The organism is Enterobacter sp. SGAir0187 (assembly GCF_002952735.2).
GTDB lineage: Bacteria > Pseudomonadota > Gammaproteobacteria > Enterobacterales > Enterobacteriaceae > Enterobacter > Enterobacter quasiroggenkampii.
The window spans coordinates 186,708-202,682 of the sequence record NZ_CP025034.2 but is presented as its reverse complement, the minus strand read 5'-3'; the positions used below and the strand labels follow the sequence as shown (position 1 = coordinate 202,682).

At 59.3% G+C, this 15,975-nt stretch carries 13 protein-coding genes; 5 read left to right on the top strand and 8 right to left on the bottom strand.

What is annotated here, in order from left to right; all coding sequences use genetic code 11:
- Position 1: 1 nt before the first annotated feature.
- The gene (locus CWR52_RS00950) at positions 2–907 is read right to left on the bottom strand and encodes a LysR family transcriptional regulator (RefSeq protein WP_104948538.1); all 906 of its coding nucleotides are present in this window, start codon (positions 905–907) and stop codon (positions 2–4) included.
- Between the two features lie 117 nt (positions 908–1,024).
- Here CWR52_RS00950 and CWR52_RS00945 point away from each other — a divergent pair, with 117 nt between their 5' ends.
- Positions 1,025–2,425 carry an MFS transporter gene (locus CWR52_RS00945; protein ID WP_104948537.1) on the top strand — a complete coding sequence of 467 codons (1,401 nt, stop codon included), beginning with the start codon at positions 1,025–1,027 and terminating at the stop codon, positions 2,423–2,425.
- Positions 2,426–2,517: 92 nt separating this feature from the next.
- On the opposite strand, the gene CWR52_RS00940 is transcribed toward CWR52_RS00945, so the two are convergent.
- The 3 genes from CWR52_RS00940 to CWR52_RS00930 are packed head-to-tail and all read right to left on the bottom strand — an operon-like array spanning position 2,518 to position 5,228.
- Complete coding sequence (locus CWR52_RS00940) at positions 2,518–3,513, bottom strand: DUF2891 domain-containing protein (RefSeq protein ID WP_104948536.1); 996 nt, start codon at positions 3,511–3,513, stop codon at positions 2,518–2,520.
- Positions 3,514–3,522: 9 nt separating this feature from the next.
- Entirely contained in the window at positions 3,523–4,509 is a 987-nt protein-coding gene (locus CWR52_RS00935) for a DUF979 domain-containing protein (protein ID WP_104948535.1), read from the bottom strand.
- Positions 4,506–5,228 carry a DUF969 domain-containing protein gene (locus CWR52_RS00930; RefSeq protein ID WP_008501655.1) on the bottom strand — a complete coding sequence of 241 codons (723 nt, stop codon included), beginning with the start codon at positions 5,226–5,228 and terminating at the stop codon, positions 4,506–4,508. Before CWR52_RS00930 ends, CWR52_RS00935 begins: the two co-directional genes overlap by 4 nt.
- Before the next feature lie 200 nt (positions 5,229–5,428).
- Between CWR52_RS00930 and CWR52_RS00925 the strand changes: the two genes are divergently transcribed.
- Positions 5,429–5,974: a winged helix DNA-binding protein gene (locus tag CWR52_RS00925; RefSeq protein ID WP_024908533.1), complete on the top strand. Its 546-nt coding sequence runs from the start codon at positions 5,429–5,431 to the stop codon at positions 5,972–5,974.
- Here the strand turns inward: CWR52_RS00925 and glgX are convergent, their stop codons facing one another.
- The 3 genes from glgX to treZ are packed head-to-tail and all read right to left on the bottom strand — an operon-like array spanning position 5,975 to position 12,319.
- The gene (gene glgX, locus CWR52_RS00920) at positions 5,975–8,050 is read right to left on the bottom strand and encodes a glycogen debranching protein GlgX (protein ID WP_104948534.1); all 2,076 of its coding nucleotides are present in this window, start codon (positions 8,048–8,050) and stop codon (positions 5,975–5,977) included.
- Positions 8,051–8,066: 16 nt separating this feature from the next.
- Complete coding sequence (gene treY / locus CWR52_RS00915) at positions 8,067–10,535, bottom strand: malto-oligosyltrehalose synthase (RefSeq protein ID WP_104948533.1); 2,469 nt, start codon at positions 10,533–10,535, stop codon at positions 8,067–8,069.
- Positions 10,532–12,319 (bottom strand): malto-oligosyltrehalose trehalohydrolase, encoded by a 1,788-nt coding sequence (gene treZ / locus CWR52_RS00910; RefSeq protein WP_104948532.1) that lies wholly within the window; start codon positions 12,317–12,319, stop codon positions 10,532–10,534. The genes treY and treZ overlap by 4 nt, the downstream gene beginning before the upstream one ends.
- A 132-nt stretch (positions 12,320–12,451) precedes the next feature.
- Between treZ and CWR52_RS00905 the strand changes: the two genes are divergently transcribed.
- The 3 genes from CWR52_RS00905 (at position 12,452) to CWR52_RS00895 (ending at position 14,957) form a co-directional block, all read left to right on the top strand.
- Complete coding sequence (locus CWR52_RS00905) at positions 12,452–12,979, top strand: GNAT family N-acetyltransferase (protein WP_104948531.1); 528 nt, start codon at positions 12,452–12,454, stop codon at positions 12,977–12,979.
- A gap of 99 nt (positions 12,980–13,078) precedes the next feature.
- Positions 13,079–13,828 (top strand): 5'-nucleotidase, lipoprotein e(P4) family, encoded by a 750-nt coding sequence (locus CWR52_RS00900; protein WP_414650406.1) that lies wholly within the window; start codon positions 13,079–13,081, stop codon positions 13,826–13,828.
- Positions 13,829–13,970: 142 nt separating this feature from the next.
- On the top strand, positions 13,971–14,957 hold the full coding sequence (locus CWR52_RS00895) for an MBL fold metallo-hydrolase (RefSeq protein WP_104948529.1): 987 nt from the start codon (positions 13,971–13,973) through the stop codon (positions 14,955–14,957).
- 115 nt (positions 14,958–15,072) lie between these two features.
- Here the strand turns inward: CWR52_RS00895 and CWR52_RS00890 are convergent, their stop codons facing one another.
- Entirely contained in the window at positions 15,073–15,957 is an 885-nt protein-coding gene (locus CWR52_RS00890; RefSeq protein ID WP_104948528.1) for a LysR substrate-binding domain-containing protein, read from the bottom strand.
- Positions 15,958–15,975: the final 18 nt, after the last annotated feature.

Genomic DNA, 15,975 nt, shown 5'->3' with positions numbered 1-15,975 from the left:
GTCAGCAAACCGTGCGGCACACTTCAAGGACCTTTTCCCTGAGCCAGCGATGCGCCGGGTCCCGTTCCATGCGCGGATGCCACATCTGGGATACCGTAATAGTGCGGGTCTTAAAGGGCAGTTCAAAAACGTGCACGCGCTCGGTCATCGCCTGATTGAGCAGGTATAACGCCGGCACCATGGCAATCAGATCGGAGGCCAGCGCCACGGATAACGCCGTCGGAAAACCGGGCACCACGCTGGCGACCTTGCGCTTCATCCCGCGCTCCGCCAGCGCCTCATCAACAAACCCGTGCAGCGATCCGTCCGGCGAGGCCACCACATGCCCCCAGGCGACATAGTCACTCAGGCTGACCTCCGGCTGCTCTGACAGCGGATGCCCCTTGCGCACCGTGCCAACAAACCGATCCTGGAAAAGCCTTTGCAGCCGTATTTCAGGCCCCATGTTGCCCTGCACGCCAATCTCCAGATCGACAAGTCCCTCCCGCAAGTAGCGCGACGTTTTTTCCGGTTTCGGTGAGAAGCGGATGCACACCCCGGGCGCAACGCTCGCCACTGCGGCAATCAGCAGAGGCCCAAACGCCACCACAAAACCGTCGTTGGCCCGGATGGTGAACAGCCGCTCAAGATTTTCCACCTTCAGCGCGTCGGTGGAGGGCTGCAGCACCGCCCTCGCCTCGTGCACGGCGCTTCTGGCGCGGTCCCGGGTAGCTTCGGCCCAGGGCGTCAGCACCATGTGACGACCGGCACGCACCAGGATCGGATCGCCGGTCACCTCCCGCAGCCGGCTCAGGGTGCGGCTCATGGCGGAGGTGCTCAGGTTCAAACGTCGCGCCGCGCCCGCCACGCTGGCTTCTGCCAGCAAAACGTCGAGTGCAACCAGAAGGTTAAAATCAGGATCTGACACGATGGCTCCTCAGATATGGCGTTACGTGCAATGATTAAGTGCAAATGCTGCGTCTTCCGCCCTGTATACCGCATGATTATAGTTTCGTCATCACGATTCTTATTCGGAGTAACAACGATGACGCTCTTTTCAAACCAGCCCGGCGATGAAGGTTTACCCGGACATGAACGCGCCAGGGTGATGGCCGCCGTTATGACCACCACGCTGATGGGCGTTTTTGACGGTACCATGATCAACATCGCGCTCCCTTCCATGGCAAGCGCGATGCAGGTCCCCGCGAACGTTGCGGTCTGGTTCGCCAACGGTTATCTGCTGTCAGCGGCGATCACGTTGGCCATCTTCGCGGCGCTGGCAGCCCGCGTGGGCTATCGCCCAATCTTTCTGGCCGGGCTTGCCACCTTTACGCTCACCTCGCTGGGCTGCGCGCTGGCAACAACGCCGGAAATGTTAACCGGGATGCGAATTCTGCAGGGCATCGGCGGCGCGGCGACCCTGAGCATTGCCCCGGCGATCCTGCGCTCCGTTTTTCCGGGCCGACTGCTGGGCCGTATTCTGGGGCTGCACGCTCTGCTTATCGCCTCCAGCACGGCGATTGCCCCGGTACTCGGCGGAACAATACTGGACGCCCTGAGCTGGCAATGGCTGTTCGCCATTAACCTTATTCCAGGCAGCATCGCCCTGCTGCTGGCATGGCGGGCCTTGCCGCGGGAATCGGCCGCTGACCGCACTCCCTTTGACGCGCCGGGCGCCGTACTCTCCGCCGTGCTGTTAGGTTCAGCGATCATGATGGCCGACAGCCTTCAGCACGTGACGCAACACATTAACCGGCAGGCCGTCTGCTGGGGCGTTCTCGCGCTGGTCAGCGCCTTCGCTTTTACCTGGCGTATCCGGCGCGCGCAACATCCTTTACTGCCGGCGGTGATGTTCAGCAACGGGCGCTTCACCCTCGCCGCGCTGACCTCGCTGGCCTCGTTTGTGAGCCAGGGGATCACGTTTGTCGCGCTGCCGTTCCTGTTTCAGAGCGTGTATGGCTACAGCCCAGTGGTGTCGGCGCTGCTGTTTACCCCGTGGCCGATTGGCATCGTGCTGATCGCGCCACACGCGGGTCGCTGGGCGGATACGATCTCCGCGCCGCTGATCTCGACCCTCGGGCTTATCGTCTTTGTCGGTGGGTTGGTCCTGCTGGCCACGTTGCCGGAGAATCCTTCCGTGTGGAATATCTGCCTGCGCAGCCTGGTATGCGGTATTGGATTTGGCTGCTTCCAGAGCCCCAATAACCGGGAAATGCTCGCTAACGTCGCGCGGGAATATGCCAGCTATGCTTCCGGCGTGTTGTCGATTGTGAGGACATTCGGCCAGTGTCTCGGCGCCGCCGTAGTGGGCGTGCTGCTGGCGACGACCGAATCAGACCATGACCGGGCCGTGCATCTGGCGCTATGGATAGGCGTGATAGCCTCGACGGGATCGGTGTTGTTTAGCGTGAGTCGGCTGCGCCCTGCAGTTCGGGCATCAGCCTGATTAGCCCGGCGGCGCTACGCTTGCACGGGCCTACAAGGAAGCGTAGGCCGGGTAAGCGCAGCGCCACCCGGCAAGAAAGACGGCGCGTTTGTTTACTCCAGCGCCAGTAGCGCAAAGCTCGCCAGCCAGTGCCCGCCGCTATAGTGGCTGCCGACCACATGCCCGACACTTGCGGCAAGATGTTTCGTCACCGCCTCGCGCAATGCCGGTTGCGCCGGGTGGCTGGCAGGAAGCGCTTTCGCAATGTGCTTCATACACCACGCGCGGCTGAGGTTTAATCCGTCGAGATGGGCGATTTTCGGGTCGGTACGATCGCTCACTTCCGCCGGGTGCATCAGTGCCGCAACGGAGCCGAAATCCGGCAGAAACGCGTCAAACCAGGCCGGGAAGTCTTTTAACACCTTGCTCATCAGCAGCGCTTCCGTCAGCGCGCCAGAAATATACTCGTCTCCGCCGGGCTCATAATGAGCCGGATAGCGCGTGTCGGCGAGATAAAACCGCTCCGCTGCCGCCAGAATCGCCTGTTCAAGCGCCTTGTCTCCCACTGCGCGACCGTAATCGAGCCCCAGCGCGAGGGCAAACGCCGTGTTGTAGTGCGTCCCGACGCGGATCGGATAGGTGAGCTTGCTGAGGTAATCCACCAGCCGGTTGCGAATATCCTGGGTGAGCGGCGCCAGCGTCTGGTACCAGCCCGCGGCCTGCGGCAGCGACGACTGCTTCAGCTCCTGGGCCAGCGCCAGCAGCCAGCCGTAGCCATACGGTCGCTCAAACGAGGCGCGGAACGGCGCGGTGAAATAGGCCAGCTCTTTCGCCACGTTCTCTTCGGTCATGTGCTCGTCAAAAAGCGCGACGATCGCGTCCCGACACGGTAATTCTGGATAGAGGCGCACGCAGCGCAGCAGCAGCCAGTAACCGTGTACCGCCGAGTGCCAGTCAAAACAGCCGTAGAAAATGGGATGCAGCTCGCGCGGCGGCAGAACGTCACCATCATCATTAAGCAGGTGCATGATGTGGTTCGGGTATTCCTGGCGCAAATAGGTCAAAGGCATGCGGGCAAACGCGTCGGCCTGATGTTGCGTTAATTCCATGACAGCTCCTTAGCGAAACACGAGGAAATACATTAAGAACACGTTCACCACCAGCAGGGTTAACGCGGTCGGGATCTGGATCTTGATCACCTGATATTTGTCTTTCAGCTCCAGCAGCGCGGCGGGAACGATATTGAAGTTCGCGGCCATCGGCGTCATCAGCGTGCCGCAGTAGCCTGCATACATGCCAATCGCCAGCAGCGGCGCAGGGTTGCCGTGATGCACGTTAATCAGAAACGGCAAGGCGATACCGGCACTTAACACCGGGAAGGCCGCAAAGGCATTACCCATAATCATGGTAAACAGCGCCATACCCACGCAGTAAATCACCACCAGCATAAAGCGGCTATCCGGGTTCACAAACAGGCTCACCACCTTCTGTACCGAGTCGCCCGTGTTGGCCACCACGAACACGCCGCCGAGCATGGCCAGCATCTGCGGCAGGATCACCGCCCAGCCGATGGTATCGACAAGACGACGGGACTGACGAACGGCATGCAGCGGCGTGCCTTTGGTCAGCCACCAGCCGGTGAGGATCGCCGCGACGCAGGCCACGCACAGCGCCGCCAGGGTGAGCTGCTTCTGATCGAGCAGAAACACGCCGCCGACCGAAACGCCCTTCAGGAATAACGTGCCCAGCACCGTCACCACCGGGATCATCAGCGCGGGCAGGAACAGCCAGTTTTTAAGCCGGTTTGACGACGCGACGCGCTCCTCCTCGGTGGACATTTTATAGTGCCCTTTCCCGACGAGGCCAAACCCCGCCAGCAGCGCGATGGCGATAACGCCGCCGCCGATAATCCGGTACGCCAGCGATTTGCCGAGTTCCTGAACCATCAGATCGCCAAACAGGAAGATCCCGCCAAACAAGAACCAGAACAGCGCGGTGGTAACGCGCTTCGGATTGGCGCGATCGCGCAGGGTCATGACAACCAACAGCATTACGACAAAGCCAATCAGGTAATACACGCGGTTAATGGTGATAAGCGTCATCATTGCGCGGCCTCCTGCGTACCCTGCTCTGCACGCCAGGCCATCACGTCGCGACGGATGCTCGCATCGAGGCGCAGCAGGCGCGTCATATGAATAATCAATGCCGCAATGGCGGTTGGAATGGCCCACAGGCCGATATGCAGCGGTTCAATGCCCTGAATACCATTCTCTTTCAGGAACGCGTCGATCAGCAGCACCGCCCCAAAGGCAATAAAAATATCTTCCCCAAAGAAAACCGCGATGTTGTCACACGCGGCGGCATGGGCTTTGATTTTGTCGCGAATGTGCTGCGGCAGCTCGCCATATTCGTTCAGCGCTGCCCCTTCGGCCATCGGCGCCAGTAGCGGGCGCACCGTCTGCGCGTGACCGCCCAGCGACATCAGGCCCAGCGCGGCGGTACCTTCACGGGCGACAAAATAGAGCATCAGAATACGCGCTGAGGTGGCGCTGGCGATCTTCGCCACCCAGGCCTGGGCGCGCTCTTTAAGCCCGTAATATTCCAGCAGACCAATCACCGGCAGGATCAGGATGAAGGTGGCCAGCGATCGGCTATTGACGAACTTCTCGCCGAAGGTCTCCAGCAGCATGCCGAAATCCATGCCGACCAGCAGACCCGTCGCCAGCCCCGCCACCACGACCACCAGCAGCGGGTTGAAGCGCAGTGCAAAACCAATAACCACGATCGGTATCCCGATCAGCGGCAACAGCGTAGTACCGTCCATAACGTTTACCCTATCGAAAGTGAGCGTTGCGCGCCGACGGCTATTTTTTTAATTTGCGGCGAGCGATGTTGTGTTTTGTTGGCAGGCTTCGCAAAACCTGCGCTAAAAAGCTATATCTGAACCTCAAAAACATGTAAACAAATTATCAATAAAATGTTCTTATTTTATCGATGAGTTTACATTTCTGGCTAAGGAACGTTATGACCTCAGAAAAGAGTGCTTCACCCGATCGCGACGATATCAACGATGGACGGATCGTCTCTTCCCGCCATCTGGTATCCGAGCGCTGCGCGGAGTTATCAGAGCTGGAATATGCGCTGATCATGACCAGCAACGCTTTCAACAAATGGATGGTGCGCTGCATGACGGCTGCCGGCGAGCCCGATATGGGCGCCTTTGACGTTTCGCTGCTGCATCACGTGAACCACCGCGACCGCAAGAAAAAGCTGGCCGATATCTGCTTTGTCCTCAACGTGGAAGATACCCACGTGGTGACCTATGCCCTGAAAAAGCTGGTCAAAGCAGGCTACGTGACGAGCGAGAAAGCGGGTAAAGAGCTCTTTTTCTCCACCACGGAGGAAGGGAAAGCGCTGTGCATGAAATACCGGGACGTGCGGGAAGCGTGTCTGATTGCGATCCACGCGGAAAGCGGCATTGCCGGGAAGTCGATTGGCGAGACCGCGCAGCTGTTACGCACGATCTCATCCCTGTATGACACCGCCGCCCGGGCGGCGGCGTCACTGTAACTAAGGTCGTCGGAACAGCGTAATGCTGCGCCCGGCCAGTGCGTACTCAACGGTTTCGGTGATCGCTGTCCCGGTGGCGGCGTCATCCGCCGTAGACAGCTCCAGCACCCATCCTCCTTCGCCAAACTGCGGGATCTGGAACGGTACGGTGCCTTCAAACGGGTTGAACAGCATCAGCACGTCGTGCCAGATACCGTCCTCCTGCCGCAGATCCGGCCTGCTGATGGAGACCCCAAGCGTCGAGCCTTCATCCCACTGCTCGGCCTGCTGTGGACCGCCTCCGGCATTGAACCAGCGGATCTCCAGCCCGTCGCGCCAGCTTTCACGGCGCAGCAGCGGCTGTTGCGCGCGAAGGGTAATCAACCGTCGGGTAAACTCGCGCAGCGCGGCGTCATTTTCGGACAGCCCCTTCCAGTCGATCCACGAGATCTCGCTGTCCTGGCAGTAGCCGTTGTTGTTGCCCTTCTGCGTACGGCCAAACTCGTCCCCCGCCAGCAGCATCGGCGTGCCGTGGGAGAACAGCAGCGTGGTCAGGAAATTACGTTTCTGCCGTTCGCGGGTAGCAATAATTTCCGGGTTCTCGGTTGGCCCTTCCTCGCCGTAGTTGTACGAGCGGTTATCGTTATGCCCGTCGTTATTGTCCTCACCGTTGTCGGCGTTGTGCTTATCGTTGTACGACACCAGGTCATTCAGCGTAAAGCCGTCATGGGCGGTGATGAAATTGACGCTGGCCCAAGGCCGGCGTCCGCGCAGATCGTACAGATCGCCGGAACCGAGCAGACGCGCGGCAAAGTCCGTGGAGACGTTGTCCCCCTTCCAGTACTCGCGAACGGTGTCGCGGTATTTGTCGTTCCACTCCCCCCAGCCAGGCGGGAAACCGCCCACCTGATAGCCTCCGGGACCGATATCCCAGGGTTCACCAATCAGCTTCAGTCGGGATAAGACCGGATCCTGAGTCATGGCGTCAAAAAAACCGCCGCGCGGGTCAAACCCTTCGGGCTCGCGGCCCAGGATCGTCCCGAGGTCGAAACGAAAACCGTCAATGTGCATCGATTCCGCCCAGTAGCGCAGGGAATCCATCACCATCTGCAGCACGCGCGGATGCGAGGTGTTGACCGTGTTTCCCGTCCCGGTGTCGTTGATGTAGTACCGGTGCTGGTCCGGGAGCGTGCGGTAATAGCTGTAGTTATCAATTCCCTTAAACGAGAGCGTCGGACCAAGCTCGTTCCCTTCCGCCGTGTGGTTGTACACCACGTCAAGAATGACCTCGATGCCCGCGTCATGATAGGCGCGCACCATATCGCGAAAGCCCTGGATTCCCGCCGGGCCGTAGTAGCGCGACGCCGGAGCAAAGAAGCCCAGCGTGTTATAGCCCCAGAAGTTCTTCAGGCCGTGGTCGAGCAGGTGCTGGTCATCCGGGAACCAGTGAACTGGCAGCAGCTCCACCGAGGTAATGCCCAGGCTTTTGATATAGTCGACCGAGGCTTTATGCCCCATGCCTTCAAACGTGCCGCGCAGCCCCGGCGGTATGGCCGGGTTCATCTGGGTAAACCCTTTCACGTGACTCTCATAGACAACGGTATGCGGCCAGGGCACGTTCGGCCGGTTGTTGTCCTGCCAGTCAAAGGCGTTCGGGTCGATGACCCTGCCTTTCGGCGTGAACGGCGCGCTGTCCCGCGTGTCAAAGCTCAAATCAATCTCGTCATGCCCCAGCTCATAGCCGAAATGGGCGTCGTTCCAGTCGATGTCACCCACCAGTTCGCGGGCGTAGGGGTCGATAAGCAGCTTATGCGGGTTAAAGCGATGACCGTTTTCCGGGTCGTAGGGGCCGTAGACGCGATAGCCATACAGCGCCCCCGGCTTCAGGTCAGGCACATAGCCGTGCCAGACCTCATGGGTATACTCCGGCAGCTCCAGCCGGGCGATTTCCGTTTTCCCGGACGGGTCAAACAGACAGAGCTCCACCCGTTCAGCGTGAGCGGAGAACAGCGCGAAGTTAACGCCCTTCCCGTCATAATTCGCCCCCAACTGCTGGCCATGACCGGCCCGAATTTCAAACGTTGTATCCTTTGCCATTTTTCGTTCTCCACGATTATTCGCAGGTAAGCAGAACCAGTACACATCCCTTTTCTGGCGTTAACGCCAGCGTTTCTTGCAGCATGCGGCTTTCGCCGCTGAACAGATCCCGATAGCGCTTCCCGGCCAGTTCGTCGGGTAACGCGACCGTGGTATTGACCCACAGCTGATTATTATCGGTGACGTCAAAAACCAGACGCGGCACGGCGACAATCAGCGCCTCGTCGTCCTTAACGCGCGCATAGACAATCAGGTTCTCCTCGCGCTCGCCGCTGACCTTAAGCGGTAGCCAGTCGCCGTAGCGGAAAAGCGCGTCGTAGTGCGGTCGAAGCCGCAGCAGCGTGGCGGTAACAAACTGCTTCACCCTGCCGTCCCGCCAGCATGCCGGGTTGTCAAACACCCTGGCATCCGCCGCGCTGAGGCTCTGCACCAGGGCCGGAAAGTCCGGCTCGCGTCGGTTATCCGGGTCGACCAGGCTGAAGTTAAGCGCCTCGCTGCCCTGATAGATATCCGGGACGCCGGGCGCCGTCAGCTTGATCACCGTCTGGCTGAGGCTGTTCATCAGCCCGGCGCGGATAAAGGGCTGCATCGCCTCGCTGAAATCGTGCAGGAACAGGGTGTTGTCCGGTGAAAGCAGGTGCCGCGCGTAGCTCAACACCACGCTCTCATAGCTCTCGTTGCTGTCGATCCAGTCGGTGCGCTGTTTCGCCTCGCGCAGCGCTTTTTCGAGGAAACCGAGAAAACGTTCTTCCAGTGATGCCAGCCCGTCGGCGTCGTCCGGTGACAGCGTGGCGGGCCAGACGCCCGCGAGCGCCTGGTAGATCATCCACGTATCGGCGGCGTTCGGCGCGGTACCGTCATTGAGAAAACGCACCTGGGTCTGGTTCATCTGCCGCCAGCGGGCCAGGTTTTCACCCCACCGTTCCGGCGCCTCCGTCAGGGTGTAGAGACGCGCCCGGGCATCTTCCCCGCGCTTGGTATCGTGCGTGGAGGTGCCCAGCAGCGCGTCGGGCTGGCGGGCCAGGCGAATACGCATCTCCTGGTGAAAGCGGGATAAGGAAAACGCGCGCGGCGTCGGGTCGGCACCGACTTCATTGAGCGCAAGCTCGAGGTTGTGGCGGAAGAAGAGCGTGTCTTCAACGGATTTCGCCATCAGCGGCCCGGTGAGCTGCTGGAAGCGGGTCCTGAACAGCGCGGCGCTCTCGCGGCACGCTTCCGGCAGGTCGCCGGTAAGAATGCGCACGATCAGGCTGAGCGCCGCTTCCGACGTCTCCACGCTGGCAACCACGCGGTTGAGCAGCGCCACGTCCGGCGGGGTTAATCCTTCCCGGGTGCCATAGGTGCGGTAGACCGGAAACGCAATAAGCAGTTCGCGCAGCGCGTGGCGGATTTTCTCGCGCGGCAGCGCAACCTCATTGCGGCGGGCCAGATCCTCAGCAAGGTTTAGCAGCGTGATGAATTCACCCTCAAAATTACGATCGGCCATCAGGCCTTTGGCATCGCGCAGTTCCGCGTGACGATCGACCGTGATGCCCAGCGTCTCGTCGTGGATGGTCTCCAGACGCGACAGACTATCGTCGTCGACCAGCACCTCCGCCAGCGAGGCGATAAACTCGTAGCCGGTGGTACCGGATACCGGCCAGTCAGCGGGGAGCTGTTCCCCTTTGGCGAGGATCTTTTCGACCGTAATGTAGCAGTCGGGCCCGGTGGCCTGCCGCAGGCGCTGCAGATAGCCCAGCGGATCCGCCAGGCCGTCGACATGGTCAATGCGCAGACCATCCACCACGCCCGCGTGGACCAGCTCAAGGATCAGCCGGTGCGTGTCGTCGAAGACTGCATCATCTTCAACCCGAACGCCGACCAGCCCGGTGATCTCAAAGAAGCGCCGCCACGAGAGCTGCTTCGGCGCCTCCCGCCAGGACATCAGCCGCCAGCTTTGCGCGTTGTGCAGCTCGGCAATGCTCTTCTCCTCGCTGTACGTGCCGGGGTTGAGGGGATACTCGGCGTCGTAGTAGACCAGCGCGGCTTTTTTCGTGACAGGGTCACGTTTTAGCGTAATGGCGCCCTTCTCCAGCTCCGCCTCAAAGGTGTCGCCAAGAAACGGCAGCGTTAGCGGTCGCGACCCGTCGATATCGAAGTAGCGGAAATAGCGGCTCTGCTGGCCATATTCAATCACGTCGCGCCACCAGAGGTTTTCCAGCGAGGTGGACATGTGGTTGGGGACAATGTCCAGAATCAACCCCATACCGGCCTGCTTAAGCGCGGCGGTCATGCGGTCAAATCCGTCTCGCCCGCCGATGGCAGGGTCAATTTCATTCGGGTTGGTCACGTCATAGCCGTGAGTAGACCCCGTCGTGGCAGTGAACACGGGCGACGCGTAAAGGTGGCTGATGCCGAGATCCTTAAGATACGGCACCAGCGCCACAACGCGGTCGAAGGTCATGCCGTTACGGAACTGAATTCGGTACGTGGCGGAAGGGATCATAACGATGCGTCTCCATCAGCAAAGCGAACGACAATACTGTTCGGCGGCAAAACGTCGTTTACCTCCGGCCAGGCGAAGCGCGTCTCCCCTGCGAGCGCGGGCACATCGACAGGCTTAGAGCCGATATTGAGCGCCAGAGAGAGCGTTCCGGACGGGAAGCGCCAGCTCACCGCCACCATGCCGGGCGCGGTCTCGATCACCTTGCCCTCAACGATGCCGCCCCGATGCAGAAGCGGAACGATATAACGATGGCGCAACGTCAGCAGGTGGCGGGTGAAGCGCAGCCACGTTTTCCCTTCGTCGGTAGCAATCTTATGCCAGTCGAGCTTTGAGCGAACAAAGGTGTTAACGTCGTTCGGGTCCGGGACGGTTTCATCGTGCCCGGCATGGCCAGTAAACTCTTTCGCGCGCCCTTCCCGCACCGCCTTTGCCAGTTCGCCGTGAAAGTCGGTGAAGAACAGGAACGGATGCGTTTCCCCAAACTCCTCGCCCATAAACAGCAGCGGGATATGCGGGGAGAGCAGCAGCGCGGCAAGCAGTACCCGCGTCTTGTCGGCACCCGCGAGGGAGATAAGCCGCTCGCCCTGGGCGCGATTGCCGGTCTGATCGTGGTTTTGAATAAAATCGACGAAGAACTGCGGCGGCTGCGTGCGACACTCCACCCCGCGGGATTCGCCGGTTTGCAGAGACACCTCGCCCTGGTAGACAAACCCTTCCGCCAGCGCCCGGGCGAACTTTTTCTCCGGCTCAAAGGCAAAATCCTGGTAGTAGGCGTGCGTCTCACCGGTGGCAAATACGTGGGCGGCGTTGTGGAAGTCATCGTTCCACTCGCCGGTAAACAACGGCGCGTTGCCCTGTTCATCGCGCGGATGCAGGAAAATCACGTTGCGGCTGTCTTCCGTGGTCAGGTGAACGTGACGGTGCGGAATGGCCTCGCGAATTTTTGCGGCAATCTCCTCGAGAATATGCGTGTCCGAGCCGTCTTTAATCTGGTCGATGGCATCAAACCGCAGGCCGTCCAGCCGGTATTCCGTCAGCCAGAAGAGCGGCGCGTCGGTCATGTACTGTCTCACCGGCTCGCGCTCGTAGGCGATGCCGTTGCCCCACGGCGTCATCCGCTGTGCATCGAAAAACGCGGGCGACAGCAAAGGCAGATAGTTCCCCTCCGGGCCGAAGTGGTTGAGCACGATATCCAGCACCACGGAAAGCCCCAGCCCGTGCGCGGCATCGATAAACGCGTGGAAATCCTCCGGCTTACCGTAGGCAGAGTGAGGGGCATACAGCAGCACGCCGTCGTACCCCCAGCCGCGGGAACCGCCAAACTGAGAGACGGGCATCACTTCAAGCTGAGTAATCCCGAGTTCTGCCAGATACGGCAGCTTGTCAATGGCCGCCCGGAAGGTGCCCTCCGGGGTAAACGTGCCGATGTGCAGTTCGTAAATGATCGTCTCTTCCCACGGCCGCCCTGCCCAGTCCCGGTTGACCGGCTGGTAACGTCGGGGATCGATCACCACCGAGGGTCCGTTAACGTCGCCCTTTTGCGCCCGCGAGGCGGGATCGGGCACCGCCATGCCGTCCTGAAGAACAAACTGATATTCTGCACCGTGCGTGACGCCGGGGACGTCTGCCTGGAACCAGCCGCCGCCGGTTGCCGTCATCGGCACATCGGTGGCGGCAAGACGTAGCGTAAGTTCTTTCTGTCCTTCTGCCCAGACGCGAAAACGTACAACGTCATCGGAAATAAACTCAGCACCCCACTGCTTTTGAAATGTCCTGAATTCCATTCATTGTCCTCGAATGACCCACATTTTACGCGGAACGAAGTACAAGCTTAGTTCAGGATTAAAAGTGCGTGAGCTCAGCGGATTTAACCGCTTCGTCTATTCTTTATGAAATAACTCACTATCGGGAATACTATGCAGATTCGAAAAGGATTAAATACGGACCTCGTCCGTCTTGAATGTTGTGACTTTTCTTTCACCATTAGCCACATTGCGCGAGAGCCCTTTATCCATTGTGATTTGCATATTGAAGCCGTCGCCGAGCCGTGGATAAAAACCTACGAACTTGACATTCAAACGCTTGAAAACCATTGCGTTAATCAGGATGCCATATTTCTTGTGGCGGAAACGGATGATGGTGAATTAGCCGGATTTATTACCGCGTCAATCGGCTGGAATAAGTTTATTTCAGTGGATTATATTGCCGTTGATCGCACCAGACGCAGAACCGGCGCCGCGCAAAAATTGATGGCCGCCGCCCACGTCTGGGCCCGCAGCGTAAATGCGCCGGGATTACGGCTTGAAACACAAAATGTAAACGTCTCCGCCTGTCTGTTTTACCGTCACTACGGATTTACCCTGGGCGGGTACGACCGTTATCTTTACAACGCCTTGCCGGAAAAAGACGAGGTCGCCCTGTTCTGGTATTACATGCTGGTCTAGCGGAAACACAATGCCACATCGCGGTCATATTTCTGTCACTGAATTTCATTACGCTTTCGGGATTTTAACCAGGGTGTTGAGGAAAAAAGCGTGAATTCAATGACTAAGGCATTACTGCTGGCATTACCTGTTATGAGTGCAGCGGCAACCGCGACGGCTGCCGGGCGCGACCTGTGTGAACCGAAAGCGTACGAAATGGCGCTGCGCTATCAGCAGAAATCGGCAGAGATTATGGCCCTTCAGCTGCAAACCTATCGGTTTGCCACCGAGCGTTTCAACGAGAAGTTAAAAGATCTGAAAACGCCCGAAAACTACGCCGTGGTGATGGACCTCGACGAAACGGTGTTGGATAACACCCCTCTGCTGGTGCGCGACGCGGAGCAGTGTCACGACTATACACAATGGGACACCTGGAGCGACTGGGAGAAGCAGGGAAAACCCGGCTTAATCCCGGGTGCGAAAGCGTTTCTTGACCACGTGAATCAGAGCAAGGTCCGGATCTACTATGTCTCGGATCGTATGCAGGAAAATAAAGCCGACACGCTGAAAACGTTAAACGCTCTCGGCCTGCCGCAGGTGTCTGACGAAAGCGTGCTGCTGGATACGGTCAGCAAGGAAGAGCGCCGCCAGAGCATCCTCAAAAAGCAGCAGATCGTGATGCTGTTCGGCGACAGCCTGCCGGACTTCGCCGTGCAGTTTAAAAACAAAAAGCCGAGCGAGCAGCAGCGTGAGCTGGTTGAAGCCAGCGCCGAACACTTCGGCAACGACTGGATTGTGCTGCCTAATGCCGCTTATGGCGCCTGGTCCAAAGCCACGCTCGATAGCTGGAACGCACCGCTGAAAAAATAAGGTCTTACGGGCCGGAAAAGGCATTGCCCGTCTTCCCGGCCCTTCGGTTGGCTATCCATCCCGTTTATAGGTCCTATCATTTCTGGGCAGGTTCTTATAATTTTACGGAGCAGTAAGATGAGCACTTTCAAAGGAGACTCGTATGCTTACCGTGAAAAAACTTGCTCTTTCCACGCTGATTTCCAGTTCACTGCTTTTCTATCCTGCGCTGCAGGCCTCGGCCGAGACGCCTCAGCACGTCGTTAAACAATCGGCGGGCGGGTACAGCGTTCAGGTTGGCGACGTTCTGGTCACCTCGTTTACCGACGGGACCGTCGCGCAGGATCTGCACAAGCTGCTGCGCAGGACAACGCCGCAAAACATTGATGCGCTGCTCGCGAAAAATTTCCAGACCAACCCGCCTGAAGTCTCCATCAACGCGTTCCTGATTGCGATGCCCGGACATAAAATCCTGGTGGATACCGGATCGGGTCAGCTCTTTGGCCCTGATACCGGCGGCCGTCTGATTGAGAGCCTCGCCACGCAGGAGATAAAACCCGAGGACATCACTGAAGTTCTGCTGACTCACGCCCACTCCGATCATGCCGGTGGTCTGGTGAAGGATGGCAAGGTGGTGTTCAGCAACGCGCGCGTTTACGTTGGCAAACCGGATATCGACTTTTTCTTTAACGACGACAATCAGAAGAAAACCGGCTACGGCAAGAACTACTTTGACGTCGCGCAGAAGACCTTAAAGCCCTATCTTGACGCGGGGAAAGTGGTGCCGTTTAGCGGCACATCGGAGATTCTTCCGGGGCTTACCGGCACGGTTCATCCCGGCCATACGCCGGGTTCAGCCTTCTACACCCTGACAAGCAAAGGCGAGAAGATCACCTTTGTCGGCGACATCATTCATGCCGCGGCGGTGCAGTTCCCGCAGCCTGCGGTGACCATCACTTACGATGAAGATCAGAACAAAGCGGCAAGCGTACGCGAGCATGCGTTCGCTGACTTTGTGAAAAACAAGGACCTGGTGGCCGCCCCGCACCTGCCTTTCCCGGGCATCGGCTATGTGACGAAAGGCGAGAAAGGCGGCTACGCCTGGGTTCCTGTCACCTATACCAACCGTGACGCCAGCGGCGCGAAATAGAGCGATGACGCGGCTATCTGACATGGACATAGACCTGCTCCTGACGCTGGACGCCCTGCTTCAGGACAGGAACCCTCGCCTGGCTGCGCGAGGAGCTCCTGCGGGCCGCCGGACGTCAGGTGTGATCGAGGGTAACCAGAAACTTTTTAAGCACTTCTGAGCGTATAATCCGGTGGCAAACCAGGGTGAGTTCGCTCTCCCGCAGCCGGTCGAGGATGTCCACGTAGACGACGTTCTCGACGCTCACCGCCTTTGCCGACGCGGGCAGCAGCGCCAGACCAAACCCTGCCGATACCAGGCTTATCACCGTGGGCACGTCGGTCGCGTTTTGCACCACGTCCGGCTGAAAGCCCGCCCCGCTGCAGGCGTCATAGAAATACTGTTCCAGCCCCATTCCCTCCGGGTCGCGCAGGGAGATCCATTTTTCGTCTTTCACCGACGAAAGCGTCAGCGCGGCGGACCCGGCCAGCGGATGCTGACGATACAGCGCCAGCACTGTTTTCTCCGAGGCGAACGGCCGGCTTTGCAGATCGTCCGGCAGCGACGGCAGCGGCGCGCGGATGATGGCCACATCCAGCTGGTTGCTCTGCACGGCGGCGTAGAGCGTCTGCACGTTTCCCGTCATCAGCGACATGGTAATGGCCGGCCAGCGGCTATGCATCTGGCGAAGCGCGGCGGGCAGCCTGCCGTCGAACATCGCGCTCGACACGCACCCGAGGTTTAACACGCCCTGCTCGCCCCTTGCCGTTTGTCTGGCGTCCAGCACCGCCTGTTCGGTTAACGAGATGGCAAGCCTGGCTTTTAGCAGGAACGCTTCGCCCGCGGGCGTCAGGGTTAAGCGGCGGTTCGCCCGGCTGAAAAGCGTGACGCCTAAACGTTCTTCCAGCGCCTTTATCTGCTGGCTCAGCGCCGGTTGCGCCATGTTCAGACGCTCGGCGGCCCGGTGCATATGGAGCTCTTCGGCCACGACGATGAAGTGGCGCATCTGACGAAACTGCACGAGACGCTTCCTTATATT

Bases quoted from the DNA above. Each gene is read 5' to 3' on its own strand.
- CWR52_RS00945 (WP_104948537.1), top strand. From the start codon at position 1,025: ATGACGCTCTTTTCAAACCAGCCCGGCGATGAAGGTTTACCCGGACAT.
- CWR52_RS00940 (WP_104948536.1), bottom strand. From the start codon at position 3,513: ATGGAATTAACGCAACATCAGGCCGACGCGTTTGCCCGCATGCCTTTG.
- CWR52_RS00935 (WP_104948535.1), bottom strand. From the start codon at position 4,509: ATGATGACGCTTATCACCATTAACCGCGTGTATTACCTGATTGGCTTT.
- CWR52_RS00930 (WP_008501655.1), bottom strand. From the start codon at position 5,228: ATGGACGGTACTACGCTGTTGCCGCTGATCGGGATACCGATCGTGGTT.
- CWR52_RS00925 (WP_024908533.1), top strand. From the start codon at position 5,429: ATGACCTCAGAAAAGAGTGCTTCACCCGATCGCGACGATATCAACGAT.
- glgX (WP_104948534.1), bottom strand. From the start codon at position 8,050: ATGGCAAAGGATACAACGTTTGAAATTCGGGCCGGTCATGGCCAGCAG.
- treY (WP_104948533.1), bottom strand. From the start codon at position 10,535: ATGATCCCTTCCGCCACGTACCGAATTCAGTTCCGTAACGGCATGACC.
- treZ (WP_104948532.1), bottom strand. From the start codon at position 12,319: ATGGAATTCAGGACATTTCAAAAGCAGTGGGGTGCTGAGTTTATTTCC.
- CWR52_RS00905 (WP_104948531.1), top strand. From the start codon at position 12,452: ATGCAGATTCGAAAAGGATTAAATACGGACCTCGTCCGTCTTGAATGT.
- CWR52_RS00900 (WP_414650406.1), top strand. From the start codon at position 13,079: ATGACTAAGGCATTACTGCTGGCATTACCTGTTATGAGTGCAGCGGCA.
- CWR52_RS00895 (WP_104948529.1), top strand. From the start codon at position 13,971: ATGCTTACCGTGAAAAAACTTGCTCTTTCCACGCTGATTTCCAGTTCA.